The sequence below is a fragment of the Pseudomonas sp. Eth.TT006 genome, from assembly GCF_054456575.1.
On record NZ_JBTJEN010000012.1, the window covers coordinates 58869 to 83495 of the forward strand.

Here is a 24627-nt window from a genome sequence, read left to right on the forward strand (position 1 = left end):
TCTGTTACTCACTTCCACCCAGGCTGTTATCATCCCGAGGCGAGCGGCCGAAATACGCCTTGTAGGCACGGCTGAAAGCCGCCTCGGATTCGTAACCAATCGCAAACCCCACCTCGCCGATACGGCTGTTGTGCCTGGCCAGCATGCTCTTGGCCAGGGTCAGTCGCCATTCATTCTGATAACGCAGCGGCGAGCGTCCCACCAGTGCGCTGAACCGGTCGCAGAAGCTGGAGCGCGACATGCCGGCGAGTGTGGCGAGGGCGTCGATGCGCCATTGTTGTCCGGGCTTTTCGTGGATGGCTCGCAGGGTGCGCGCGATGCGCTCGTCGGCCAAACCGCCGAGCCAGCCCGAGGCCGTGCCGTGCTGAACCCAGGTGCGCAGGATGCGAATGACGGTGAGGTCGATCAGGCGTGAAATCATCAAAGCACCTCCCGGCTGCGTGTCGTTGGCCTCGATGAGCATGAAATGCAGGATCCCTTCGGACCACGCTGCCGCCTCGGCCTGCCTGATATGGATCAGCCACGGCAACGCGAACAGCATCGCCTGAAAGCTGCTGGCGTCGAACCAGAAGCGGCAGATGACCAGCGACGCAGGCCCCTCGGACACGGTGATGTTCAAGGATGACGGGTCGTGGGGCAGCAGCAGAATGTCGCCTTGTTCGATGGTCTGGAGCTGGCCGTCAGCACCTTCGATGTGCAACTGGCCTTTTTGCAGGACGCAGATGTGCGAGCTTTTTTCGTCCAGTTGCAGACGTTGCCCCGACGCCAGCGTAATGGAATAGACGCGATCGCCGGTCAGCCGGATCTGCGCCAATACCTGCGACAGCAGGTCCCCGGTGGCTAGGCCCTCCAGCTGCAACTCTGGACGAATGGTCAAGTCTTCAAGTCGATCCGTCATATCCGTCCGGCCACGCCCGCAATAGTCTGAACCGCGAAATCATAACGCTTTCACGCGGTTGATCGGCAACGCCATTGCGTTCGCTGCGTGATGCTCATCATCCAATCACAAAAGGACCATCAGCATGTTCGGGATCTCCGCCCTCGGCTGGGTACACACCCTCGGCAGTCTGCCAGCCATTCCCCTGGCCGCTTACATGTTCATCAAACACGGACGCATCGTGCCCCGTTCGCGAGCCGGCCTCGGCTATTTTGTCGCGATGCTGATCGGCGGCTTGACCGTGTTTCTGGTGGCCCGGCAACCGGTCAGTCCGGTGATCGGCGCAGTTACGCTGGTGCTGTTGCTCGCCGGTTACGGCGTCGGTTTCGTGACCCGACTCGGCCGCGCAGGGCTGTACCTGGAAACCATCCTGCTGAGCCTGACCGCGTTCTTGCTGGTGGTCCCGACCGTCTCGGAGACACTGCGCCGAGTGCCCGACGGCCACCCGATCGTCACTGACCCGAATTCGCCATTGCTCAAAGGTGCGCTGGCTTTTATTGCGCTGGTGCTGATCCTGGGTGTGGCGGCGCAGGTGTTCGCGCTGCGCAAGGATGGTGCGCGCCTGCGCCAAAGCGTCACGCCCGGAGGTTCGTCGGCATCGCTTTAAACCAATGCGTCGCGCTCGGCGAAGATGTCCGCCATTTGTGCCGCATTCTCGGTGCCCCACGCGCACAGCGGCATGATTGCATCCGCCAGACTGCGTCCAAGTGGGGTCAGCGTGTAGTCGACGCGTGGCGGCACTTCCTTGTAGTCGGTCCGCGCCAATACACGATCGGCTTCGAGATCCTTCAACTGCTGGATCAGCACCTTGTCACTGACGCCCGGAATCAAACGTTTCAGTTCGCCGTAACGTTTCGGGCCGTCGCGCAGAAAAAACAGGACCAACGGTTTCCACTTACCGGAGATGACGCGCAGCGTGGCGTTGAGCCCGCATCCGGTGCCGCAGATTTCAGAAGTTCTGCTTATTTTTTTCATACTTACCAAAAAGTGCATACTTGTCGTTAGGTTAGCAGCGCCGCATCCTTTGTCTCAAGCAAGCAGTCCCTGTTTGAGTGAGATTTCAATGAAGGATGCAGATATGACCAGACTGAATGACAAGACCGCAGTGATCACCGGCGGCGCGACCGGCATTGGCCTCGCCGCCGCCAAACGCTTCATCGAAGAGGGAGCTTTTGTCTTCATCTTCGGCCGCCGCCAGGAAGCGCTCGATGCCGCTTTGGCCGAACTCGGAGCCAATGCTCGTGCGGTCAAGGGTTCGGTCTCGGAGCCGGCCGATCTGGACCGACTCTACGCAGCGGTGAAGGCCGAGCGCGCAACCCTCGACATCGTTTTCGCCAACGCCGGAGCGGGCAGCCCGCTTGCGCTCGGCAGCATTACTGCGCAGCACATTGACGAGACCTTCGACACTAACGTGAAGGGCCTGATTTTCACGGTGCAGAAGGCGTTGCCGCTGATGGGGCAGGGCGGTTCGATCATCCTCACCGGATCCAGCGCCGGCACCACGGGTGCACCGGCATTCAGTGTCTACAGCGCGAGCAAGGCCGCCGTACGCAACCTCGCTCGAACTTGGGCGGAGGACCTCAAAGGCACCGGCATCCGGGTAAACGTGCTGTCGCCTGGCCCGACAGCCACCGAGCTGGCGAAGGCCGCGCTGGGCGAAGAAGGCATGAAAGTCTTCGCTTCGATGAATCCGCTGCAACGCATGGCCGAGCCCGCGGAAATCGGTGCGGCGGCTGCGTTTCTCGCGTCGCCGGACAGCAGCTTCATGACCGCCAGTGAACTCGCGGTCGACGGCGGTCTGGCGCAAATCTGACTTACCACGCCCGGTCGATGACCGCCGGTTTTTCGCCGCGGTCGGGCAGGGTCACCCGAGGAAAAAATCATGAGTTACGCCATTATCGGTTTCGGCAAGCTCGGCCAGGCGCTGGCCAAGGCATTTGCTCGAAGCGGCATTGAAGTATCCGTTGCAACCACCCGCGATCCAGAGCAGTTCGCCGGCACTGCAGCCGCGATCGGCCCCGGGATTATTCCCGTCACGCTGGCGCAAGCCGTCAAGGCGGACATCCTGTTTCTGGCGGTCCGTTTTGAGTCGCATCGCGACGTCGCCATGGCCCTGCCGAACTGGCAGGGCAAGACTCTCATCGATGTAACCAACGCCTACGGCGTGCCACCCGAAACGCTGGGTGATCAGCCTTCGTCGAAGGTCATCGCGCAAGCCTTTAGCGGCGCAAGGCTGGTCAAGGGTTTTAATCATCTGGTCGCTGGCGTGCTTGAGCAGGATCCGGCGATACAGGGCGGCAGGCGGGTGGTATTTCTGACGAGTGACGATGAAGAGGCTGCAACGCAAGTCGCTTCGCTGGCAGAAAACCTCGGTTTCTCGCCTATCAGACTCGGCGGGCTGTCCGAAGGTGGACTGCTGGTGCAGGCGCGCGGCAACAGTTGGGGGGCACTGATCTTCAAGGATCTGGTGAAGTTCGACTGATCACCTCTCCGGCAGCTCATCAGAGAAAACCGACATGCCCGGAAACGCCAAAGCCCTGACTGCACAGGGCTTTGTCGTAGATAAATGGTGCAGCGGCGGGGAGACGAACTCATGACTCTGATGCAGTCGACAGGCTTCAATGGCGACTCTCAAAGCTGTTTGCGGGGGTAGGCTGGTTCTTGAGCAACGCATCCGGGCCAGATGTCTTCCCACATTATCGTGTCACGCTTTCAGTAGTAGAGGTTCAGAGCAATAAGTTCGAAAACCGCCACAAAAACGCAGAAGGCGACAAATCTACGGGTGAACACGCGGCGCGGTTTTTCAAAGCCCTGAGTATTGCTGAAGACGCTGCAGGCTTCGCCTAAAAGATCCAGAAAATCCATTCGTTATCAGCCCTTACTTGATCAGCTGCCAAAGCCATTTGAAATCGGGCAGTCAGTTTGCCCGCTATTTTCAACCGGGAACATCCTGAAGTGGGAGCAAGTTCTCATCTTTGGCCCCACCAGCCACACCGTCAGTCACCTCCACGGAACACTCCACAACCGCCGCTCTCTACCGGTTTACAACATACCGGGGAGATTCACCATGAGTGACGGTCGCAAACAGCAGGCGCTGGCCGCGTGGCAAAAACTGCTCGAACAGCCAGGGATCTGGATGGACGCCGAGGATCAGTATGACGAGTTGTTGAAAATGGCTGATTCGATGGAGCAGGAAGGGCTGATCAGCGCGCTCGAATGGCGTCAGCTGGTGCGCAAGGCCGGGGTGAAATTTGTTCAGGCGACCGAGGGACTTACGGGCGCGACCTAAAACTTCGCGGGCCAAAAGGACTGAGCGCCGGTAACGGCGTTATCAGCGTCAATCGTCGCTAATGGGAATATCTATTAATTGCGAATGGGTTTGTATAGCATGCGCGGGCGTTTTTGGCGGTTTCACTCCCTGCATTGGCTTATTCGTAAAGGTTTTTTCCCTTCATGCGTCGAACCCTGCTTTCCATTTGTGTGCTGCAAGCCTTGTCGCCTGTCTCCTGGGCTGAACAGATTGGGGGATCACCCTCAACGCTGGAGCTGGACGCCACCGACGTTGTCGGTACTGCGAATTACGAACGGGCGGACGGCCCGGTGCAGGGTTATCGGGCCACGCGTTCGGCCAGTGCCACGCGTACCGACACCTCGATTCACGAAACCCCGCAATCGATCAGTGTGGTGTCGAAAGATGCGGTCGAGGATCTCGGCGCGACCCGTTTGCAGGACGCGCTGGACTACGCCGGTGGCGTGGGGCGGGCGAACAATTTCGGTGGTCAGGGCCTGACCACGTTTACCGTGCGTGGCTTCACCACCGGCGAGTTCTATCGCAACGGTTTCCCGATCAATCGCGGTTATCCGAACATGCCGGATGCCAATACGATCGAGCGTCTGGAAGTGCTGCGCGGCCCGGCCACCATGCTCTACGGTCGGGGTGATCCCGGCGGCACCTTCAACGTGGTGTCCAAGCAACCGTTGCCTGAGCGCAGCGTCACTCTGGGCAGCCAGCTCAATGATCAGGGCATGAAGCGCGGCACGCTGGACGCGTCCGGCCCGCTCGACGACGAAGGCCGTCTGGCCTATCGACTCAATGTAGTGGGCGAGGGCGGCGACACCTTCCGCGATCATGTCGAGACCGAGCGCTACGGCATCGCGCCGGTGCTCAGCTGGCAGGCGACCGACGCGACCAAACTGATTTTCGAAGGCGACTTCATGCGCAACAACGCGCCTCTGGATCGCGGCGTGACCCGTTATGCGAAACAGATCGGTTCCGCTTCGCGCGACAGCTTTTTCGGCGAGAAAGACGCGGGCAAACTGCATAACGACAACAACATGGCGCAACTGCGTTTCGAGCACATGCTCAACGACGACTGGACCCTGGGCGGCGGCTTCCAGTGGCTCGATGGTTCGCTCAAGGGCAACGCGGTCGAGGCCAACGGTATTGCCGCTGACGGCCACACTTTGGGGCGCAACTTCAACTATCGCAAGCTGGAGTGGACCGACAAGGACACCCAGCTCAACCTGACCGGGCATTTCGACACCGCCGGTTTGCAGCACACCTTGCTGACCGGGATCGAGTACGAGGATTACGACTACAAGTCGATCATCCAGCGCTCCAGTGGCGCGATCAATGCGTACCCGATCGACATCTTCGATCCGGTGTACGGCCAGTCGCGTCCGGCACTGACCCGCACGCCGACGCACGACAAGGAAAACCTCAAGACCTACGCCGCGTTCGTCCAGGACCAGGTCGCCTTGACCGACAAACTGAAGGTGCTGGCCGGGGCGCGTTTCGAGCGCTTCGAACATGACTACGACACCTTCGTGCCTGGCGCCAAGAGCTGGCAGGCCAGCGATAACGCGGTGACCCCGCGCATCGGCGTGAGTTACGACCTGACCGAAACGCTGGCAGTGTATGCCGACACCGCACGCTCATTCAAGCCGAACACCGGCGCAAGCCGCCAGGGCGGTGGTTTCGAGCCGGAGAAAGGCAAGTCATACGAAATGGGGATCAAGTGGGAAGCGCTGGATCAGCAGCTCAGTGTCGATGCGGCGGTCTATCAGATCGAAAAGCGCAACGTGTTGACCACCGACCCGGTTGACTCGACCTTCAGCGTGGCGGCCGGTGAGGTGCGTAGCCGTGGGTTCGACGTCAATGTCAGCGGCAATCTGACTCCGGAATGGCGGGTGATTGGTGGTTACGCCTATGTCGATGCCGAGGTGACCAAGGACAACGTGTTGCGCTCTGGCACGCGCCTGTTGAATATCCCGAAAAACAGCTTCAGCCTGCTGAACATGTACGAGTTTCAGGACGGCACGCTCAAGGGACTTGGCCTGGGCACCGGCCTCAAGTACGTCGACGAACGCGCCGGCCAAACCGCCAACACCGCGTTTTCGATGGGCAGCTACACCGTGGTCGACTTGCTCAGCTTCTACAAGATCAACGACAAGGTCCGGCTCAATCTTGACGTGAAAAACCTGTTTGACCGGGATTACGAAGAGGGCGCATTCGGCAACGTCTATGCCTATCCGGGGGCGCCGCGAACCGTGCAAGTGGGGATTTCCTACACCTTGTAAGGCGGAACCTGAAACTCACGCGCCAGAAACGACGCAGCCCTGAGGGATCGGGGCTGTGTCGTTGTCATGGCGTAACACTTGCAACGCAAGGGCTGTAGCCGCTGTTGGCTTCGATCAGATTCGAGAAAAAGATGCAGCCGATCAGCCGCGCGAACAGGCCCAGCGTGGCCGCCAGATCCGGGTCAAACATCACCGGTTGCGAGTCCAGTGCGCACAGCGCGCCCCACAGTTGCCCGTCGGGAAGGAAAATCGGCGCACCGGCGTAGCTGTCAATCAGATACTGCTTGACCACTGGCCGCGTCGCGAATCGACGGTCCTCGCTGATCTGTGGTACCAGCAGCACCTTGGGATCTGTCAGAAATTCACTGCACAGGGTGATCTCCAGATCCAGCCGGTCGCCGGCGTCGATCCCCAGTTCAATGGGATCGTAGGCGGAACAGACGATCCATTCCTTGTCGGTGAATTTGGCAATCGCGGCGAAGCGGGTACCGGTGGTACGGGTGACGAGCTGCAGAATATTGGTGATCGCTTCAATTTCAGCGATCGAGGAGCGTTCCTCCGAGCTGAGCAACGCTCGGTGAATGGTGTCACTCAGAGGCATGCATGTTCTCCGCTAATGGATTTTAGAGCTGGCACACTACACGGGTTTGAAGCTGTCCTTTTTGATTTTAGACAAAAGGAATTTGTTCACCGGAACAATCGTCCTGAAAGAAGCGCCTGCGCGCGCACCGGAGCGCTGTGCCTGCGGCGTAGCCGGGCCCCATTGAATCCAGTAATTTAGGGGAAGTTGCAGTGAATACGAGGGTTCTGAAATGGAAGGCGTCGTGTTGAACGACAAAATGCGCCGTGAAGCGGATCGGCTTCTGGCCCAGATTGTCGGCGCAGACTCGATGATCATCGCCGTGAAGGCGGGCGCGCGCGCGGATGGCTTCGTGCTGGGGCTGGAAACCGGTGGGGCGCTGCGGGACGGCGATGCCGATAGGCTATACGTGATTTTCGAGGCGGCCTTGGTCGAGCGCCTGAAAACCCTTTCACGCGTTTGAACCGCCTGCCAGCGTCGTGCGGGACCACGTTACCGCATGAGCGGGAGGCGTACCTTGAACACCGTGCCGTGCTCTGCGGTCGATGCCACCTCGATATCTCCGCCATGCGCCTTGACGATTTCCGAGGCGATGAACAGGCCCAGTCCCAGACCGGCGGTCGCGCCTGTTTCCGATGCCGCGTAGCTGGAGTAGCGCGCCTGCGGATTGAACAGGTGCGGAATCACCTGCGCAGGAATCAGTTCGCCGCGATTCTGCACGCTGAACACCGAGCCATCCTTGTCCTGCACCAGGGTCACCTGGATCGGCTGCGCTGAATCGCCATGGCGCACGGCATTGCTGATGAGGTTGGTGAAGACCTGTTCCATGCGTAACGGATCATATTGCCCCGTCACCCGTTGATGCAGTTGGGTAACGATCTGTGCGCCAGGGAAACCGGTACGCAATTCGTCTACCACCGAAGCGCACACGCTGCTCAGGTCGGTGTCCTGCGGACTTACGGGGATGCCCGCGCCGAGATTGCAGCGGGCCAGATCCAGCAAATCACCGACCATCTGGTTCGCGCGCCGGACGCTGGTGCTGATCTGCACCGCGAGTTTCCTGTCCCGGTCAGTCACATTGGCGCTTTCGCGTAGCAGATCACTGGCCATCATTACTGCGCCAAGCGGTGAGCGCAGATCATGGCCGAGGACGCCGAGCACGGTTTTGCGCGTGTCCTCCACCGCCTCGCCGTAAGTGGCGATCGACTCGATCAGGGCCTGGTCGATGGCCTCATTGAAGCGAATGATGTCTTGCACATCGTGCTCATCATCTACGCGCTGTTGGGCTAGCCACAGTCTGAGCACACTCGAGCGCAGCGCGCGATATTCCGACACCATCTGATCCATGGAAAACCCCGCGACAAACCGCGTCATTGCATGGGTCTGGGCCGGAGAGTCGCCTTCCGTGTCGGGGCCATGGCCCAGTGATTTGGCGATCTGCTGTCGTTCTGTCTGGGGGCTTTGCATATCCTCGGCGACGGTTCTCAGGATGTGCTCCGAGTGATCGCGCAAACCCTTGGAATCCATAGGCGGCAGGGCGGTTTCCACTGAGCGGGCAAAGCGTTCCCAGGCAGAGAGAATCTGTTCGATATGCGTCAGGATGAACTCGTGCAGTCTCATCATTGTCCTTGAATCAGGCGGAGGGCGTGTGGCGTCAGGCGAAGCCGGGTCTAAGACTAGACCCTGACGAAGGGATCGAAAAGGCAGCGCTCTGACGATTGATAAATGGTCGACATCTTCGACCGGGACGCTCCGAAAAGTGCTTCGGCGAGTATTGCGCAGCAAGGCTGACCAGCGAGGTGCAAGTGCTATGGAAACCGCCGATACCGCACTCATGGCCGCGCGCATGCAGTTCGCGATCACCATCAGTTTTCACATTGTGCTGGCGGCGTTCACCATTGGCCTGGCGAACTTCCTGATGGTGCTCGAAGGCTTGTGGCTCAGGAGCGGGCGCGAGGTCTATCTGGATATCTTCCGCTACTGGCTCAAGGTCTTTGCCTTGACCGTGGCGATCGGCACGGCCTCCGGACTGATTCTGGAGTACCAGTTCGGCCTGAACTGGTCGCGACTTTCGGCGCAGGCCGGGGACATTATCGGGCCGTTGATGTTTTACGAAATTCTCGCGGCGTTTTTTCTCGAGGCCGGTTTCCTCGGCATCATGCTGTTCGGCATGAAGAAGGTTGGCCCGCGTCTGCATTTCTTCGCCACCTGCGCGGTGGCGGTCGGTTCATTTATCAGCGCGTTCTGGATCCTGTCGGCCAACTCGTGGATGCACACCCCCGCCGGCTACGCCCTCGACGCGAACGGGCGCTTTCACGCTGCGGACTGGTGGGCGATCATTTTCAATCCTTCGTTTCCCTATCGCCTGGCGCACATGACGCTGGCGGCGTTTCTTGGCACCGCGACATTCGTCGCCGGCGTCAGCGCCTGGCAGTTGCTCAAGGCCGCGCATAACCCGCGGGCCCGGGTGCAATTGTCCATGGCGTTGTGGGTGATCGCGCTGTTGACGCCGCTGCAGATCGTGGTCGGTGATCTGCACGGCCGACATAGCATGCAGGTGCAGCCGCAGAAGGTCGCCGCCATCGAAGGTTCGTGGACGCGTCCCGCGCAAGGTTCTGGCGAGCCGCTGCGGGTCTTCGCCTGGCCGGACATGGACGAGCGGCGCAATCACTGGGAGCTGGCGATCCCGCGCATCGGCTCGTTGTACCTGCGCCACGATTTGAGCAGCACCATCGCCGCGCTTGACGAATTTGCGCCGCAGGACATTCCGCCAGTGCCGCCGGTGTTCTTCGCCTTTCGGCTGATGGTGGGGCTGGGATGTCTGATGCTCGCGCAGGGTGTGGTCAGTCTGGTGCTGCGCTGGCGCAATCGTCTTTACACGTCCCGCCGCTGGTTGTGGGCGTGCGCGTTGCTGAGCCCGGCGGGCTTTCTCGCGATGCTCAGTGGCTGGGTGGTGACCGAAGTCGGGCGCCAGCCGTTCACCGTTTACGGATTGCTGCGCACCGAGGACAGCCTGTCCTCGGTGTCGCGGGCGCAGGTGCTCGGCTCAACCTGGCTGATCTTGGGGTTCTATCTGGTGATTTTCACGGTTGGGCTGTGGGTGTTGCTGCGGCTGCTGCGCGAGCCACCGCACCATGGCGAACCCGGTCCGCAGCCAACCCTGCCCGATGAAATCGGACGCTCCTGAGGAATGGCTTTCATGGACACTGACGCAATCACGCTGCTGTGCGCCGGCGCCCTGGCGTTCTCGGTGATCAATTACGTGCTGCTCGACGGCACCGACCTCGGGGTTGGCGTGCTGCTGGGGTTGACCCGCCGCAGCGATCACCGACGCGCCATGGCCGTGAGCATCCTGCCGATCTGGGACGCCAACGAAACCTGGCTGGTGCTCGGTGGCGGCGGGTTGCTCGCATTGTTTCCGCAGGCCTATGCGATTCTTCTGCCGGCGCTGTATCTGCCATTTATTCTGATGTTTCTGGCGTTGATCTTGCGCGCGATGGCCCTGGAGTTTCGTGATCATGCTTCGAGCGCACGGATGAAACGTCTGGTGGATGCCGGCCTGCTCTGCGCTTCGCTGCTGACCGGCATGGCCCAGGGGGTGGTGCTTGGCACGCTGGTGCAGGGCGTTCCGCACGATGGCGGGCAATACAGCGGCACTGGTTGGGAATGGCTCGGTCCGTTCCCGTTGTTTTGCGGTCTGCTGTTGGTGTGCGGTTATACGTGGCTGGGTGCCTGCTGGCTGTATTGGCGCACCGTCGATGAACTGCTGCAGCGCTCGGCACGTCAGGCGCGGATGCTGGCGTGGGTCACGGTCGGGCTGCTGATCGTGCTGGTGCTGTGGACATCGACGCTGCACGCGCAATATGCCGAGCGCCTGATCTCGCCCTTGATCGGATTGCCGGCAGCCGTCGCCGCCGCCGCGTTGCTGACGGGGTTTTTCCTAGGGTTTCGCAGCCGCTTTGACTGCCTGCCGTTGTTCGCCGCGCTCGGCATTTTTATCCTCGCGTTCGGCTTGATGCTGGTCGCGCTGTTCCCGTTGATCATTCCGCCCGACCTGACCTTGCAAGCGGCGACTTCGAGTCGCAACAGTCAGGTATTTGTGCTGGCAGGCTTCGCGCTGCTGGTGCCGGTCACCCTGATTTACAACACCTATGGCTTCCGGGTGTTCAGTGGCAAGGTCCGGGTGCCGCCGCCCCACTGATCCAGAAATATGCAAAACAGACTGAACTCGCGCTGGCTGAGTCCTTCGGAACTTGAAGAGGCTGTTCTTCAATTCTTCCATCGTCAGAGGATTCCACCATGCGAGCAATGACCTACCAAGGCGCCCACGACGTCAGAGTCGAAACCGTGCCGGATCCGATCCTTGAAGCGCCCGACGACATCATCCTGCGAGTAACCGCCACGGCCATCTGCGGCTCGGACCTGCACCTGTATCGGGGCAAGGTCCCGACCGTCGAGCACGGCGACATCTTTGGCCATGAGTTCATGGGCATTGTCGAGGAAACGGGTTCGGCCGTGACGGCGGTGCAACGTGGCGATCGGGTGGTGATCCCGTTCGTGATTGCCTGCGGCGACTGTTTCTTCTGTCAGCATGCGCTGTACGCAGCGTGTGAGACCACCAATCCCGGGCCGGGCGCGGCGATGAATAAAAAGCATATTCCACCGCCGGCGGCGCTGTTCGGTTTCAGCCGCATGTACGGTGGCGTTCCGGGCGGCCAGGCCGAGCTGGTGCGAGTGCCGAAGGCCAATACCGGGCCGTTCAAGGTGCCGGGAACGCTGGCAGACGAGAAGGTTTTGTTTCTTTCCGACATTCTGCCGACGGCGTGGCAGGCGGTGATCAATTCCGGCGTTGGCGAAGGTTCGAGTCTGGCGATTTACGGCGCCGGACCGGTCGGCCTGCTCAGCGCGGCGTGCGCGCGCATGCTTGGCGTCGAGCGCATCTTCATGGTCGATCACCATGCCTACCGCCTGGCCTACGCGCAACGCACCTACGGTGTGATCCCGATCAACTTCGATGAGGACGACGACCCGGCGGATACCATCATAAGCCAGACGCCCGGCAACCGTGGCGTGGATGGTGTGATCGATGCGGTGGGCTTCGAGGCCAAGGGCAGCACCACCGAAACCGTGCTTGCCACGCTCAAGCTCGAAGGCAGCAGTGGCAAGGCGTTGCGTCAATGCATTGCCGCGGTGCGCCGTGGTGGCACGGTCAGCGTGCCGGGGGTGTATACCGGGTTTATCCACGGCTTCCTGTTTGGCGATGCCTTCGACAAGGGGCTGATTTTCAAGATGGGCCAGACCCACGTGCAGCGCTATCTGCCCGAACTGCTCGGATATATCGAAACCGGGCGCCTGCAGCCGGACGCGATCATCAGCCATCGGCTGTCACTCGAGCAGGCGGCCGAGGGCTACAAGATTTTTGATAAAAAACAGGAAGACTGCCGCAAGGTCATTCTGACCCCGGGCCGCAGCGATGTGCCGCTGGCCGAGGCGGACGGCACGGCGCCGCTGGTGCCGGCGGTGTAAGCAAGCAGACCTGTGGCGAGATCCCCTCGCCACGGGATCATTGAGCGGGAGACGATCATGAAAACCATCTGTGCCTGTCTGGGGCTTTGTTCAGTGCTGCTGTTGCAGGGCTGTTTCGAAGGTTCCAATGATGCGCCGAACAAGGACGGCGACAAAAGCAAGGCGTCGCTGCAGATCCAGAAAGACAAGGCGGCCGAGTCGGACAAGTGATCGTGTCGGCGGATAAGCGAGCGAAACTCAAATGCGCTCGCCACGGTCAACCGGACAGTTCTGTTTTGGGAAGCCTGCCATGTCCATTGCTGAAGCGACTGTTGATTATCTGCGCGAACATTCACTGCTCCTGACCACCGCCGAGTCATGTACGGCGGGAATGATTGTAACGTTGTTGTCCGAGGTCCCAGGCAGTGGTGAGTTCATCGAATGCGGGTACGTGGTGTATTCGCCGCAGGCCAAACAGCGCCTGTTGCGCGTCAGTCCGCAGACCATCGAGCGCTTCAACTTGACCAGCGTCGAGGTCGCCCGCGAAATGGTGGTGGGGGCGTTGCATGACAGCACCGCGAATGTGGCGGTGGCGACCACCGGCATTCTCGGTCCGGATGACGTCGACGGTATCCCTGCCGGAACGGTGTGCTTCGCCTGGGCTTTCCAGTCCGCAGCCGGGCAGTTTGTCTACTCCCGGGAAATGCGTTTTTCCGGCAGTCGCTGTGAGGTGCAAAACCAGGCCACGGAATACGCGCTGCAGGGCATACAGCGATTTCACCGTGCGGCCCTGCAGGAGATGAGGTGTCCGGTTGATGAGTGACGATGCCGACCACCCTGATCTGCGCAGCCGGGACGTGCCGTTTCGCGAAGACATGGCCTATCAGCTGAAGGTCTGGCGCTTCGAACGCTGCGGCTGGTATGCCCTGGTGCTGCTGATGGTACTGGCCATGGCGGGGTTGTTTTCCAGAGGCCTGATCAGCAGCCGTGACGTGCGCTCCGAGGATGGCCACGTCCGGGTGCACTATGAAATGTTCCACCGTAACGGTTCGACCAACTCGATGCGTATCAGCCTCACAGCGGCGCCGGAAGCGGCGGTGGAACTTGAACTGGCCGGTGATCTGCTGGAGGGCTTCAGTGTCGAGACCCTGCAACCGGAACCGCTGCGCAGTCGCAGTGCGGCCGATGGCGTACGCTTCTGGCTGCAGGCCGACCGGCAAGGCCAGGTGAGTCTTTACCTGAGTTTGCGCGGCGACGGCCTGGGCTTGTATCGCAGCCACATCAGTACGCCAGGCTCCAGCGGCGTCACGCTTTCTCAATTCATTTTTCCGTAGGTGACCCATGGACTCGGTACTGCGTGCGGCGGTGATGTATGGGGCGTTGATGGTGTTGTTCAAGATCGCCGGCCGGCGTTCGCTGGCGGACCTGACCACCTTCGATTTCGTCCTGCTGATGATCATCGGCGAGGCCACGCAGCAGGCCTTGTTAGGCGATGATTTCTCCCTGACCAACGCGATGGTGGTGATCGTGACGCTGATCGCCATCGACGTCGGTTTCTCTCTGCTCAAACAGCGGTCGGGCTGGGTGTCGCGGCTGATCGATGGCGAGCCGACGATCATCGTCGAGAACGGCAAGCTGTTGCACCGGCGTTTGCGCCATGCACGGCTGATCGAGGCGGATGTCATGGAAGCGGCTCGTTCCAGCCAAGGTATTGAGCGTATTGAACAGATCAAGTTTGCGATCATTGAACGCAATGGGAAGATTTCGGTGATTCCCAACGAGACTTGACTGATCAGTCGGCAGGCTTAATTGCGGGTTACTTGTTTATAGCCTTCATAAGCAGGAGGGCAGTTCTGTCCGAGTGCACTTGCGAATGTCTTAAATTTGACTTCGCGTGCTTATCCATTGTCTCTGCTGTACCCCAGCACACGATCAGTGAAGTGCTGAGCCTTGTCGTGTGGCAGCGCATTGATCCTTTCCAGCTTCAGCAATAGTTCTACAAAACGGTCGGGAGCGTCAGATTTTTTTGCAGCGAGTCGGGTGCTGACTTCGATGATTGTCGCAACCACCTCGTCCGGGATGGCAATCGCCTCAGGCTCAATGGAATCGAGCATATCCAGATTGATTTGGCCCACGGGCGGCGCCATGAGAATGAGGCGCTGGAGAAGATCGTTAAAGCGCGGATCGAAAGAAAGCGGCATGTGTGCATCCTGATTTTTTCGAAATATTAAACTTCGAAATCAAGGCAAAGGGCCATAATTCTTGGATTATTCCTGTACAGGAAAGTAGATTTTGTACAAATAAAGTTAATTATTTCCGATAGGAATAATTATGGAACCTTAACGAGCGGTGCCTGTTTGTTCATTGATTCAGAACGTTATCGATAAATAGAACTTTCGCGGTTTAGCCGCTCGTCGCCCTTGATCAAAAAAATGAAATTTTAGTTCGTGGTATCGATTCAGAACTGTGTGACGCAATTTATAACGAATCTCATCTCACACAGCCTGAGGGAATTGTCATGTTCTTACATAACAAGCGACTTCAATACACCGTGCGTGTTGCCGAACCCAATCCGGGACTGGCGAACTTGCTACTCGAACAATTCGGCGGCGCCCAGGGCGAACTGGCGGCGGCCTCGCGTTACTTCACTCAAGCGCTGGCCGAGGATGATCCGGGTCGCAAGGATCTGTTGATGGACATCGCCACCGAGGAGCTCAGCCACCTCGAAATCGTCGGCTCCATCATCGTCATGCTCAACAAGGGCGCCAAAGGCCGAGTGGCCGAAGGCGTGGAAGAAGAGGGCGAGTTGTATCGGGCCATTAACGGGGCCGGCAACGATTCGCACATCACCAGTCTGCTGTACGGCGCCGGCGCGCCGCTGACCAACTCGGCGGGTGTGCCATGGACGGCTGCGTATGTCGATACGATCGGTGAACCCACGGCGGATTTCCGCTCGAACATTGCCGCTGAAGCCCGGGCGAAAATCGTCTACGAACGGCTGATGAACGTCACCGACGATCCAGGCGTCAAGGAAGCGCTGGGCTTCCTGATGACCCGCGAAATCGCCCACCAGTTGTCCTTCGAAAAAGCACTGCACGCGATCCAGCCAAACTTCCCGCAGGGCAAGCAACCCGGCATGCCGGAGTTCACCAACGTGTACTTCAACATGTCCCAGGGGGAGGGCAGCACGCGCGGTCCATGGAACCAGGGCGACGACTGGGAGTTCGTGGAAAGTCCAGAGCCTGCGGTGGATGGCGGCGACGGCAGCGCCAGCGTCCAGCTCAGTGCCGAGGAAGAGGCGCTGCTGCTGGACATGAAAGCGCGAACCATGTCCGACCCGGACAGCAACCCGATCACCGGTGCCGATCTGGGCGCGGGTGTGCAGGGGCAACCCGACGCGTGATGACCGGGACCGCACGCCGCAACGGCGTGCGGTTTTTCAATCGATACGATCCGAGGTACCGCACATGAATCAGAACTCCGGGATTTCCAGCAGCGACCTGGCGCAGTCGCTGTCCAGTCGGTTTAACGCAAGCGTCACGTCGTTTGATCGAACCGCGCAGCGGATCGCCCAGACGTTGCGCCAATCCGTGCTCGACTCCAGCGGCAAACGCTCTACCGGACGCTAGGAGGCGACATGTCACTCAGCTCATCGTCGACGACAACGCCGCAGCGCAACGGCTGGAGCATGGCGTCCAGCGGCGGTTGGCCGGGCGTGCTGTTCTGGGCATCGCTGATCCTGGTCAGCGGCCTGCTGTTGTTCAGCGGTTACTCCGCGCTGGTCGGCGCTGACCAGCAGAATCTGCGCCTGGCCACTTTGGGTGGCCTGTCGGGATTCGGCGCGACCGCGTTGGGTGCGGTGGTGGCGATCATCCTGCGCGATATCAGCTCACGCACTCAGGACATCATGCTCGGTTTCGCCGCCGGCATGATGCTGGCCGCCAGTTCCTTCTCGCTGATCCTGCCGGGTATCGAGGCCGCGCAAGCGCTGTGTGGCAATCCGTTGCTGTCCGCCTGTGTGGTCGTGGTAGGCCTGGCCCTGGGCGTTGGCTTGATGGTCGGTCTCGATCGCTTCGTGCCTCACGAGCATCAGCAGATCGGCAGACGCGGGCCTGAGGCCCAACGCATCAATCGCGTCTGGCTGTTTGTCCTGGCTATCACCCTGCACAACCTGCCGGAGGGCATGGCCATCGGCGTCAGCTTTGCCAATGGCGACATGAAAGTCGGCCTGCCACTGACCACCGCGATTGCCATCCAGGACATCCCCGAAGGTCTGGCGGTGGCGCTGGCGTTGCGCGTCACCGGGATCTCGGCCTGGCGCGCAGCACTGATCGCCATCGGCTCCGGTTTGATGGAGCCGTTGGGGGCGGTGGTCGGGCTGGGCGTGTCGAGTGGCTTTGCGCTGGGCTATCCAATTGCGCTGGGTCTGGCGGCGGGGGCGATGATTTTTGTGGTGTCGCACGAAGTCATTCCTGAGACCCATCGCAATGGTCACGAGACCCCGGCGACGCTCGGTTTGATGCTGGGCTTCGGCGTGATGATGTTCCTCGATACCGCGTTGGGCTGAACCAAATAACACTTCATCCGTGAATCGAAAAACGTTTTGAACACCTGCTCGACAGGGTGAGTCACCTGTAATGAAAGCCACATTGGTGGACAAGCCAAACGTCTCGCCCCGAACACTATCCAACCATCAGAAGGAAGTTAGAAATGGCTAGAAAAACTGTTGATGATCTGTTCATCCATGAGCTGTCCGACGTTTACAGCGCCGAGAAGCAAATCACCAAAGCTTTGCCGCGTCTGGCGCGCGCCGCAACCAATCCACTGCTTGCCGAAGCGTTCACCTCGCACCTTGAGGAAACCCAGGGCCAGATCGAGCGCATCGACCAACTGGTGGAACTGGCCGGGCTGAAACTCAAACGCATGAAGTGCGTGGCCATGGAAGGGCTGGTCGAAGAGTCCAAGGAACTGCTCGACGAAATCGAAAAAGGCGCGGTACTGGACGCGGCGCTCATCGGTGCGGCGCAGAAGGTCGAGCACTACGAAATCGCCAGCTACGGCACGCTCATCGCGATGGCCAAGCACCTCAAGCTCGAGGATGCCGTCACCCTGCTGCAAGCCACGCTGGCAGAAGAAAAAGGCGCCGATGAAAAGCTGACGAAAATCGCCGAGCAGGGCGGTAATCAGGCGGCGACCCTCGAAAAATAATGAGGGGGTGAAGCGCTTTCCATATAAACGCCACGGCGATCACGGAGGCCGTGGCGTTTAAAAACAACACGGAGGAAACCATCATGCAAACCGAATATGTGTGGATCGCCGCTGCGGTCCTGCTCCTGCTGTTGGACCTTTGGGCACTCAACAGCGTGATGCGCAGCGACAAGCCGTCCGCCACCAAGGCAGGTTGGACAGCGCTGATCTTCCTGGTGCCGTTGCTGGGCGTGGTGATCTGGGGCGTGTCGGGGCCGCGCGGCATTACCAAGGGGCCTTCATCGCCGGAGCACAGCAAGGGGTGATGGTTCTCGGGGGCAACCTGGCCAAACTCAGGCGGTGCAGTTCGTCGAATGCGCTCTGCGTGATGAAACTTGCTGCGCATAAGGTGTACAAATGAATCATGTTTGTACAGGTTCTTGCGTAAAATACAAGCAGGAATCAGATTTCTCACCGGCTCCAGGACAGCCCCGTTTACAGAGTGCAGCCATGATTCCATCAGACGACTTCAGATTCCGAGCCCACGTCCTTCTTGTCGAACTTGACGCTGCGACAACGCAATTGATGATGCTGGTCGTTGCGGGTGAGATTTCCGGCACGCAATGGGATGAAACATTCTCACGGCAGAGCGCCGCGTATACGGCGTGGATTAGCGCCGTAGCGGGCGTTTCAATTGATCCCATGCCTGCGCTGGACGGTCGTTCACTGGAAGGGCCGCTCGGTTCCTGACGTCGAATCAGAACAGCTGCTCCTGGATCAGGCCAGGCATGTAAAACAGCGCGAGGATCATGGCGTCGCCGTCTGGTCAGAAACGTGACCAAGTTGAATCAGACTTCCAGCAGCGTAAATGGCGGGTCGCACAGCACTACCCGCGTTTCGCGCATGTGCTCCTTCGGGTAACTGGCATCGTAGTCGTCGATGACGCGGACCCCCCGACCACTCGGTTGGCGCAGGTTTTTATTAAAGCTTTCAGCTTCGCCGACGACATATCGGTGTTAAGAACAATGCGGCGGAGAAATAAATGGGATTTTTCGACAAGGTCAAGGAACTGGCTCTCAAAGCTAAATGCGGAGTCGGTATACACGCCGGGGAATATACCAAGGCAGTTGATGGCCCGGCATGTCTGCTGGAAAAGACATGCCCTGACTGCCTTGATCATCTAACCAAACACAAACACGAGTTTGGCGAGTTCACTTACAAAAACCATCACACCTGCACGATGATTCGGAACTGCGTACATTGCGGCCACGAGGATTCAAAGGTGAGGCATGAAGATTTTGTTGAGATGGGCACAGATGACTTTTGCAAGGTGAAGGAGAAATGCATCAGATGCGGCTTCACTCAGGTGAAGAAGGAAGACCACTACATGACTGAGGTTTCCCGCAACGATACGCACAAAACACTTTCGTGTATTCGCTGCAACAAGACCGAAACAAGGCAGTTGGAGCGGTACTGACCATTAAAATTCAGGCAGAACCTGGCCTGCGGGCCTAATGCCAGTCAGTTAAGGATGAACGCTGTACCTGTGGCGAGGGAGCTTGTCGAGTCGTCGCCACAGGTTACCTTTTAACCGTTGAAAAAGGAGCTTTACAAAACCTTTTCCGGTGCAGATTGGGCAGTCGTCCCCAGCGCCAAGCCGATCCAGAGGCAGGACACATGCAGAAGGCCGTTGACTCGATGTGCGGTCGTACCTTCTCAAAAGCGCGTAGGTCTATCTCTTCTTGGCGACCTGAGCTGCATCAACCATCGCGCGGTATGCGTCTGGGTCGTCGATAGGTTTGTAGTCGACGCCGCTGATCACCCGTTCGGTCTCGATCAACTGGTACCGGTGCCCGTTCAGTTCCAGCATCAGGCCCGAGATTGTCCCAATCTTCTGGGAGAGACCCTAGGAGCCGCGCTCCATCCGCGTCAGAGTAGACCTTGCCGTCGCAGGGAAAGGAGGCGCCGCGTGGTGCGTCGCTTTCGAAGTTGATGATCGACCGGCTGATATTGCCAAGCAGCCTTCCGGTGTCGATCTGTCCGACATCATAGGGCGACGCTCCGCAGTACTGGCCCGGCGAGTTTTGCAGCTCCTCGGCAGCGTACCAGAGGGGGGCGTCTGCCATCTCGTTCATGTCGAACTGCTCAAACTGGTCGATCAATCCCTCTGTATGCAGTGCAGCAGCCATTTGATGAAGCGTTTCCCGGTGCGCCTTCGGGTTCTGCATACGAAAGTCCTGGTGGTCGAGAGTCGCGCACCATTGCTGGAGCCGGAGAGATTTGGCTTGGTCGAAATTCATGGGAAGAGATTTACTATACATGTGCTGTATGCATGGACAGTAATCGAGGCACGGACGCTGGAGGGGTGAGGCGACGAGCTTTAGGAATTTGGATTGGCGCTCGGTCGGCAGGACGCCGGAGAGGGGTGAATCCTGTACCAATATTTGTATCACTGCGTGTGTTTCGCAGTAGATCTGTGGGTGGTGCATGCTAGTTGAACCCCAATAAACATTGGGGTTCATACTCTACAACCCATAGCAAAATCCGAAAATAATAGTTCAGTGTGAGCATCGCGGCTTTGGCAATCAGTCGTTCAAGCCTATAAAGAGAAGAGTTACTTGACCTTGCAAGCTGTCCTGAATGCCTCTTAAACAGTCACGGCGAGCGAGATGATTTTGACTTGGATGCTTTCAAAAAGTCTCAGGGCCAAGATCCAAAAGGCCCGACCCTAGATACTCATTAACCTGATACGAATGAGAAACGGCGGCATAAGCCGCCGTTTTCTTTATGCCTTTTGAAGGCTCTGAGCCGTCACCGGCTTGCGCTTTGTGAGCCGTAGCATTGCACGCTGACATGGCTTCTCGATCACAACCCACAGCAGGTATGACGCCGCAATGGTGAATGCCCAGTAGCCGATCATGACCAGCGCGGGATCAATGCCTTCTGTCCATGCCGGATTGATCATCAATGAGCGGATGACGATCTGGTGAATGAGGTAAACCGAAAAGCTGATTTCGCCGAGAAGTACCAGCGGGCGCCAACTCAGGATCGATACCACAACACCGGTGCTGGATGCCAGAAGGAAAAGCCCGACCGCATAAAACACCGAAGAACTGCTGACGGTTACCCAGCCTTTCAGTGCAGGGCCAATCAGGCCGTGCACGGCGAGCTTCCAGCCAATCGCTGGCATTATGTAGGAGCCTGCGAGTATCAGCAGGAGCGCCGACATGCCGATCGCCTTGAACCCAGAGTCTTTGATCTTGTGCCCGTAAAGCAGGAACGCTTTGCCGGCGACCATGCCCAGCACAAATTCAAACAGGCGAGCAGGTGGCCAGATATAGACCCACGACGCCGTAGTCACAACTTCACCGGTGCCGTATGCGGGAGCGTTGGTGGTCACTGCTATGAACACGGCAGCCATGGCCAGCGCAAACGACAGAGCCAGCTTGATGTGCCAGGTCTTCGAGAAGTTCATGATCAGCAGTGGGAACATCGCATAGAAGAACATTTCGACGGACAGAGTCCAAGCCACACCATTGAAGGCGAAGAAATCAGACGGCCACGGACTCCATGCCTGAGTGAGGGTTGCGCTCAGGATTGTCTGCTCAGCAGTTACTACCAAGCCCGTCGCGAACGGGTACACCCACAGCACATACAAAAGCCCCATCGTAAAAATGTGCGCCGGCCATACCCGAGCAATTCGAGCCCACATAAATCTCAGGGAATTTCCAACACCCGACAGATTGCTGTGGGCATAGGTCAGGATGAACCCCGACAGAACAAAGAAGAAGGTCACCCCTTGGATCAGGGTGAACCTCTGCGTGAAGCCCTCCAATATATGGAAGTGACTTGCCGAATGCTGGATCACGATCATTGCAGCCGCAAAGAATCGCAGTGATGTCAGAGCAGGGAGTGATGCTTTCATCATCTGTCCTTGATGTGTTAATGCTTCCATGCACGGGCGTGCAGGCAGCCGATGGCGCGGATTCTATCCGATTGCACAGATTTGTGTATTTTTGGTTACATCAGCCCCTCTAGAAAGTTCCCTCGATATCTAATCCGTTCGTCAGGTTTCGCTGAATAGGGTGCATTCGTATACGGTGCTGGTTATTTATCCAGCATTGAGGCTGGCAATGGACTCGCCCGATCACCTCGAAATATCACTTGATTACCTGCTAAACATCCGCGCGCCTGGAACCTGCCTCGTCAAATGCGAAGGCGACAGCATGCAGGACGCAGGGGTGTTCAGCGGTGACATTCTGATCGTTGACAAAGGACTCGATGCCTAGGCCGGTGATGTTGTGATTGGTGTGGTGAACCCAGAGCCGATGGTGAAGTTCCTGTCGTTCAGGGGCTTCCGGTACTCAGGTCGGCCAACAAGCGGTTTGCTGATCGCTTCATTCTGGAAGGGGGCGACTTCCACGTATGGGGAGTTTTGACGCACAGCGTCAGGGATCATTCGCATGGTGCGTGAGGCTTGATCATTCTGGAGCCATCATCATCATCATCGCCGCGAGCGTCATTTTGATGTATTCCTCGTTGCGGTCGATCGCCTCCAGGGCGCCCCTGACGTTTTCGGCAACTTCGCTGCCGCCGCGTTTCTCGACCCAATCTGACAATTCCATGATCGCCGCCTCGAGCGCGAGTCGGTTTTCGTTGATCTTGAGCAGTTGGGAAGGGAGCAGATCGTAATATGGCATCGCGAATCCTCTGGTTTGAGGTCAAGCGTAACACTGCATTTAAAAGGATATTTAACGGTCGGCAGGACGCCGGGGAAAGGAGACTGCTGTAGGAATATACAACGCTAAATTATTGATTCTTATAGGGCAATACGCCGTTTTGTACCTTCTAAAAAATTCCATGTCTTTTTTAATATCAACTGGTTGCGTGGGTTTTTGGGTCACCTTGACCTGGTGGTTGTTTCAAACGGCCCCGATGCTCTACAAGGGGCACCGGGGCAAAGTTTACTTTCCTTTCGGTGCAGCATTACCACGACCGCCGCCTGAAGGTGCTCCGGTTTTGCTAGGCAGATTAGGAACAACTGGCGCTTTCGACCCACCAGATTTGCCCGCTGAATTTGCCCCTGCTTTTCCGCTACTTGATTTTGACATGACCATCTCCTTGGTGATGCAAAGTTGAGTTGCACTTCCTACGATAGATGTTTTTTTGAAGATGCGAATTTAATAACGAGGTCAATCAGCAGTCAGCGACACGACCAGGGTCGTCTGATGAATTCTTCATTCCGATCAAACGCAGCCAGCGGGCTGCGTACATTCTCGTCGACATCCGCGGAGCCGCGCTGTTCGACCCAGATCGTCGACTCCATGATGGCTGATTCGAGGGCGAGCTGATTTTCGTTGATCTTAAAGAGAAGGGAAGGGAGCAGATCTGAATTTGTCATTGGGTTTCCTCCGTGAAAGAACCCGGCGTAGCACTGTGTTACATGAAGAGTGTTTTACGTTCGGCAGGACGCCGGAGAAGGGGAAAAACGGTAAAGTTATGGAACGCTTCTTCTGAGGGAATGGATTCTGAGGATGCCAGAAACAACAAAGCCCTGAATAATCAGGGCTTTGTCGTTATCAAAGATAGCGGAGGCGATGGGATTCGAACTCATGGACCTGTTACAGTTGACGGTTTTCAAGACCGCTATGGAAAGCCGCTGAATACGCGGCCTAAGACGCTTTTTCGTTCCAATACTTTTGTTTTGCAGCACCTCTACAGACTGCATTCTACAAGGGGTGCCTTTTGAGTTATGGAACTATCGTTTGTGCGCATACCAAAAGCGAATATGGCACTCGAAGTTCGGCGCTGCCATTCGAATGGGTTAAAGAGTCAGACCTCTAATTAGAATTTCAAGGGAGCCCCGCTATCAAGCGGGGTTTTTTATGCCTCGAATTTACTTGTAGCCAGGACAGCCTCCGGAAGGTCTGGAAGTCGATAGCCGGATAGCGCGACGTACGGAATCAACACCGGCAGCCCGCGCACCCTGGCACCACCATCTGCTGCAGGGTGGCGCGAGACGGGATCAGCGAGATCGATGCATAGGGCGTTGACGTTGAGAAGGCCTCAGGCCGACAGCTCGGAAAGACGAACGTTCCTATTAAAACCTTTTGCACAAAGCCGCTCGGATCAGCCATTCGTCCAATAACCGGCACTTGTCGCGACCTTCCTCCCTCACACGTTTAAGCACGAACCCCCGTGCACCGATCGGAGAGGCATCATGGAAATCGACGAGAATGCACCAGGCAATCAATCGCAACAGGCAGTGACCCGCTCGACTGACAATGAAACAGGTCATGATCCTCGGGTTAAAGATTCGGAGATCCCGCTACCGCCGGATGACGAAGCGCCCATTGATGAAGATATGACGGACGTAGCTGCGACAAACTCTGTATCTGCAGAGCACCCGAAAGCCGGGAGTGGCGCAAGTGCCCCGGTGTCTGTGAAGACTGACACCACAGATGTCCAGGACGGCGACGTGAAGGAGCCTCGCGGCATACCCGCCAGCGACCCTGAATCAGGGGCCTGAACAAGTGGACTCCCTTTTGCCCGCCCAGCGCGGGCTTTTTTACTGACGCCTTTTAAGTCTCGCTCTTGCCTCGTCCCAGGCTTTTTTGCCTTCCAGTGTTTTGGCATCCGCGGCATCTCTGGCGTTTTTGTAGCGTTCCATTGCCTCGGGGGAGTCGGCCGCATGGGTTAGCAGTTCGTAGGCGATGGCATTGAGTCGATCAGCCTCTTGAAACAGTTCATTACTGCGGCCGGTCGCTGCGTACCAATCGGATGTGGTTATGGGGCTGGATCTGGATTTCATGTGTCCTCCCATTCATTTGAGATGCGC

The 24627-nt window shown here is 58.2% G+C and carries 32 protein-coding genes and 1 pseudogene; 22 read left to right on the forward strand and 11 right to left on the reverse strand.

All coding sequences use genetic code 11. The annotated features are described in order from the left end of the window. Positions 1-4: 4 nt before the first annotated feature. Positions 5-898, reverse strand: coding sequence for an AraC family transcriptional regulator (locus tag ACXR0M_RS19295; RefSeq protein ID WP_458833370.1), 894 nt, complete (start codon positions 896-898; stop codon positions 5-7). Positions 899-1022: 124 nt separating this feature from the next. Between ACXR0M_RS19295 and ACXR0M_RS19300 the strand changes: the two genes are divergently transcribed. Continuing rightward, positions 1023-1544, forward strand: coding sequence for a hypothetical protein (locus tag ACXR0M_RS19300; protein ID WP_458833371.1), 522 nt, complete (start codon positions 1023-1025; stop codon positions 1542-1544). On the opposite strand, the gene ACXR0M_RS19305 is transcribed toward ACXR0M_RS19300, so the two are convergent. Beyond that, positions 1541-1930, reverse strand: coding sequence for a winged helix-turn-helix transcriptional regulator (locus tag ACXR0M_RS19305; protein WP_458833372.1), 390 nt, complete (start codon positions 1928-1930; stop codon positions 1541-1543). The two genes, ACXR0M_RS19300 and ACXR0M_RS19305, sit on opposite strands and share 4 nt — an antisense overlap. Before the next feature lie 85 nt (positions 1931-2015). Between ACXR0M_RS19305 and ACXR0M_RS19310 the strand changes: the two genes are divergently transcribed. Both ACXR0M_RS19310 and ACXR0M_RS19315 read left to right on the forward strand, forming a co-directional pair. Further along, the gene (locus ACXR0M_RS19310; protein ID WP_458833373.1) at positions 2016-2750 is read left to right on the forward strand and encodes an SDR family NAD(P)-dependent oxidoreductase; all 735 of its coding nucleotides are present in this window, start codon (positions 2016-2018) and stop codon (positions 2748-2750) included. 69 nt (positions 2751-2819) lie between these two features. Then, positions 2820-3419 carry an NADPH-dependent F420 reductase gene (locus ACXR0M_RS19315; protein ID WP_458833374.1) on the forward strand — a complete coding sequence of 200 codons (600 nt, stop codon included), beginning with the start codon at positions 2820-2822 and terminating at the stop codon, positions 3417-3419. Positions 3420-3649: 230 nt separating this feature from the next. On the opposite strand, the gene ACXR0M_RS19320 is transcribed toward ACXR0M_RS19315, so the two are convergent. Then, positions 3650-3802, reverse strand: a complete 153-nt coding sequence (locus ACXR0M_RS19320) for a hypothetical protein (RefSeq protein WP_458833375.1) — start codon at positions 3800-3802, stop codon at positions 3650-3652. A gap of 202 nt (positions 3803-4004) precedes the next feature. Here ACXR0M_RS19320 and ACXR0M_RS19325 point away from each other — a divergent pair, with 202 nt between their 5' ends. Further along, a complete protein-coding gene (locus tag ACXR0M_RS19325; RefSeq protein ID WP_458833376.1) occupies positions 4005-4226 on the forward strand; it encodes a hypothetical protein in 222 nt (73 codons plus the stop codon). A 164-nt stretch (positions 4227-4390) separates the two neighbouring features. After that, the gene (locus ACXR0M_RS19330) at positions 4391-6517 is read left to right on the forward strand and encodes a TonB-dependent siderophore receptor (RefSeq protein WP_458833377.1); all 2127 of its coding nucleotides are present in this window, start codon (positions 4391-4393) and stop codon (positions 6515-6517) included. 64 nt (positions 6518-6581) lie between these two features. On the opposite strand, the gene ACXR0M_RS19335 is transcribed toward ACXR0M_RS19330, so the two are convergent. After that, a complete protein-coding gene (locus ACXR0M_RS19335; protein WP_458833378.1) occupies positions 6582-7118 on the reverse strand; it encodes a GAF domain-containing protein in 537 nt (178 codons plus the stop codon). Between the two features lie 211 nt (positions 7119-7329). On the opposite strand from ACXR0M_RS19335, the gene ACXR0M_RS19340 reads away from it, so the two are divergent. After that, the gene (locus tag ACXR0M_RS19340; RefSeq protein WP_458833379.1) at positions 7330-7560 is read left to right on the forward strand and encodes a hypothetical protein; all 231 of its coding nucleotides are present in this window, start codon (positions 7330-7332) and stop codon (positions 7558-7560) included. Positions 7561-7589: 29 nt separating this feature from the next. On the opposite strand, the gene ACXR0M_RS19345 is transcribed toward ACXR0M_RS19340, so the two are convergent. After that, the gene (locus ACXR0M_RS19345; protein WP_458833380.1) at positions 7590-8717 is read right to left on the reverse strand and encodes a sensor histidine kinase; all 1128 of its coding nucleotides are present in this window, start codon (positions 8715-8717) and stop codon (positions 7590-7592) included. A gap of 190 nt (positions 8718-8907) precedes the next feature. Here ACXR0M_RS19345 and ACXR0M_RS19350 point away from each other — a divergent pair, with 190 nt between their 5' ends. From ACXR0M_RS19350 to ACXR0M_RS19380, 7 genes are all read left to right on the forward strand, one after another. Continuing rightward, a complete protein-coding gene (locus ACXR0M_RS19350; RefSeq protein WP_458833381.1) occupies positions 8908-10284 on the forward strand; it encodes a cytochrome ubiquinol oxidase subunit I in 1377 nt (458 codons plus the stop codon). 12 nt (positions 10285-10296) lie between these two features. Continuing rightward, positions 10297-11298: a cytochrome d ubiquinol oxidase subunit II gene (gene cydB, locus ACXR0M_RS19355; RefSeq protein ID WP_458833382.1), complete on the forward strand. Its 1002-nt coding sequence runs from the start codon at positions 10297-10299 to the stop codon at positions 11296-11298. 98 nt (positions 11299-11396) lie between these two features. Further along, a complete protein-coding gene (locus ACXR0M_RS19360; protein ID WP_458833383.1) occupies positions 11397-12623 on the forward strand; it encodes a zinc-dependent alcohol dehydrogenase in 1227 nt (408 codons plus the stop codon). 57 nt (positions 12624-12680) lie between these two features. Further along, positions 12681-12833, forward strand: a complete 153-nt coding sequence (locus tag ACXR0M_RS19365; RefSeq protein WP_170928918.1) for a hypothetical protein — start codon at positions 12681-12683, stop codon at positions 12831-12833. 79 nt (positions 12834-12912) lie between these two features. After that, positions 12913-13425 carry a CinA family protein gene (locus ACXR0M_RS19370; RefSeq protein WP_458833385.1) on the forward strand — a complete coding sequence of 171 codons (513 nt, stop codon included), beginning with the start codon at positions 12913-12915 and terminating at the stop codon, positions 13423-13425. Further along, positions 13418-13936, forward strand: coding sequence for a hypothetical protein (locus tag ACXR0M_RS19375; protein ID WP_458833386.1), 519 nt, complete (start codon positions 13418-13420; stop codon positions 13934-13936). Before ACXR0M_RS19370 ends, ACXR0M_RS19375 begins: the two co-directional genes overlap by 8 nt. Before the next feature lie 7 nt (positions 13937-13943). After that, positions 13944-14390: a DUF421 domain-containing protein gene (locus tag ACXR0M_RS19380; RefSeq protein WP_458833387.1), complete on the forward strand. Its 447-nt coding sequence runs from the start codon at positions 13944-13946 to the stop codon at positions 14388-14390. Between the two features lie 110 nt (positions 14391-14500). Here the strand turns inward: ACXR0M_RS19380 and ACXR0M_RS19385 are convergent, their stop codons facing one another. Continuing rightward, positions 14501-14803 carry a hypothetical protein gene (locus tag ACXR0M_RS19385; RefSeq protein WP_458833388.1) on the reverse strand — a complete coding sequence of 101 codons (303 nt, stop codon included), beginning with the start codon at positions 14801-14803 and terminating at the stop codon, positions 14501-14503. Positions 14804-15120: 317 nt separating this feature from the next. On the opposite strand from ACXR0M_RS19385, the gene ACXR0M_RS19390 reads away from it, so the two are divergent. From ACXR0M_RS19390 to ACXR0M_RS19420, 7 genes are all read left to right on the forward strand, one after another. Then, positions 15121-16005 (forward strand): manganese catalase family protein, encoded by an 885-nt coding sequence (locus ACXR0M_RS19390; RefSeq protein ID WP_440781074.1) that lies wholly within the window; start codon positions 15121-15123, stop codon positions 16003-16005. 64 nt (positions 16006-16069) lie between these two features. Continuing rightward, positions 16070-16231 carry a hypothetical protein gene (locus ACXR0M_RS19395; protein WP_458833389.1) on the forward strand — a complete coding sequence of 54 codons (162 nt, stop codon included), beginning with the start codon at positions 16070-16072 and terminating at the stop codon, positions 16229-16231. Between the two features lie 59 nt (positions 16232-16290). Beyond that, entirely contained in the window at positions 16291-17169 is an 879-nt protein-coding gene (locus ACXR0M_RS19400; RefSeq protein ID WP_458833487.1) for a ZIP family metal transporter, read from the forward strand. A gap of 143 nt (positions 17170-17312) precedes the next feature. Continuing rightward, positions 17313-17810, forward strand: a complete 498-nt coding sequence (locus ACXR0M_RS19405; RefSeq protein ID WP_458833390.1) for a YciE/YciF ferroxidase family protein — start codon at positions 17313-17315, stop codon at positions 17808-17810. Between the two features lie 83 nt (positions 17811-17893). Beyond that, positions 17894-18115, forward strand: coding sequence for a PLDc N-terminal domain-containing protein (locus ACXR0M_RS19410; protein WP_458833391.1), 222 nt, complete (start codon positions 17894-17896; stop codon positions 18113-18115). Between the two features lie 184 nt (positions 18116-18299). Further along, positions 18300-18539: a hypothetical protein gene (locus tag ACXR0M_RS19415; protein WP_458833392.1), complete on the forward strand. Its 240-nt coding sequence runs from the start codon at positions 18300-18302 to the stop codon at positions 18537-18539. A 292-nt stretch (positions 18540-18831) separates the two neighbouring features. Next, a complete protein-coding gene (locus ACXR0M_RS19420) occupies positions 18832-19266 on the forward strand; it encodes a hypothetical protein (protein WP_458833393.1) in 435 nt (144 codons plus the stop codon). A 283-nt stretch (positions 19267-19549) separates the two neighbouring features. On the opposite strand, the gene ACXR0M_RS19425 is transcribed toward ACXR0M_RS19420, so the two are convergent. Together ACXR0M_RS19425 and ACXR0M_RS19430 are read right to left on the reverse strand one after the other, a co-directional pair. Continuing rightward, positions 19550-20017 (reverse strand): hypothetical protein, encoded by a 468-nt coding sequence (locus tag ACXR0M_RS19425; protein WP_458833394.1) that lies wholly within the window; start codon positions 20015-20017, stop codon positions 19550-19552. Positions 20018-20574: 557 nt separating this feature from the next. Further along, entirely contained in the window at positions 20575-21714 is a 1140-nt protein-coding gene (locus tag ACXR0M_RS19430; protein WP_458833395.1) for an acyltransferase family protein, read from the reverse strand. Between the two features lie 208 nt (positions 21715-21922). On the opposite strand from ACXR0M_RS19430, the gene ACXR0M_RS19435 reads away from it, so the two are divergent. Then, positions 21923-22078 carry a LexA family protein gene (locus tag ACXR0M_RS19435; RefSeq protein ID WP_458833396.1) on the forward strand — a complete coding sequence of 52 codons (156 nt, stop codon included), beginning with the start codon at positions 21923-21925 and terminating at the stop codon, positions 22076-22078. Positions 22079-22270: 192 nt separating this feature from the next. On the opposite strand, the gene ACXR0M_RS19440 is transcribed toward ACXR0M_RS19435, so the two are convergent. After that, positions 22271-22489, reverse strand: a complete 219-nt coding sequence (locus ACXR0M_RS19440) for a hypothetical protein (RefSeq protein ID WP_458833397.1) — start codon at positions 22487-22489, stop codon at positions 22271-22273. Between the two features lie 503 nt (positions 22490-22992). Next, on the reverse strand, positions 22993-23190 hold the full coding sequence (locus ACXR0M_RS19445; RefSeq protein WP_458833398.1) for a hypothetical protein: 198 nt from the start codon (positions 23188-23190) through the stop codon (positions 22993-22995). A gap of 819 nt (positions 23191-24009) precedes the next feature. Here ACXR0M_RS19445 and ACXR0M_RS19450 point away from each other — a divergent pair. Further along, positions 24010-24198: pseudogene (locus ACXR0M_RS19450) on the forward strand (hypothetical protein); the annotation flags it as partial. Between the two features lie 159 nt (positions 24199-24357). On the opposite strand, the gene ACXR0M_RS19455 reads toward ACXR0M_RS19450, so the two are convergent. Continuing rightward, positions 24358-24600 carry a hypothetical protein gene (locus ACXR0M_RS19455; RefSeq protein WP_458833399.1) on the reverse strand — a complete coding sequence of 81 codons (243 nt, stop codon included), beginning with the start codon at positions 24598-24600 and terminating at the stop codon, positions 24358-24360. Positions 24601-24627: the final 27 nt, after the last annotated feature.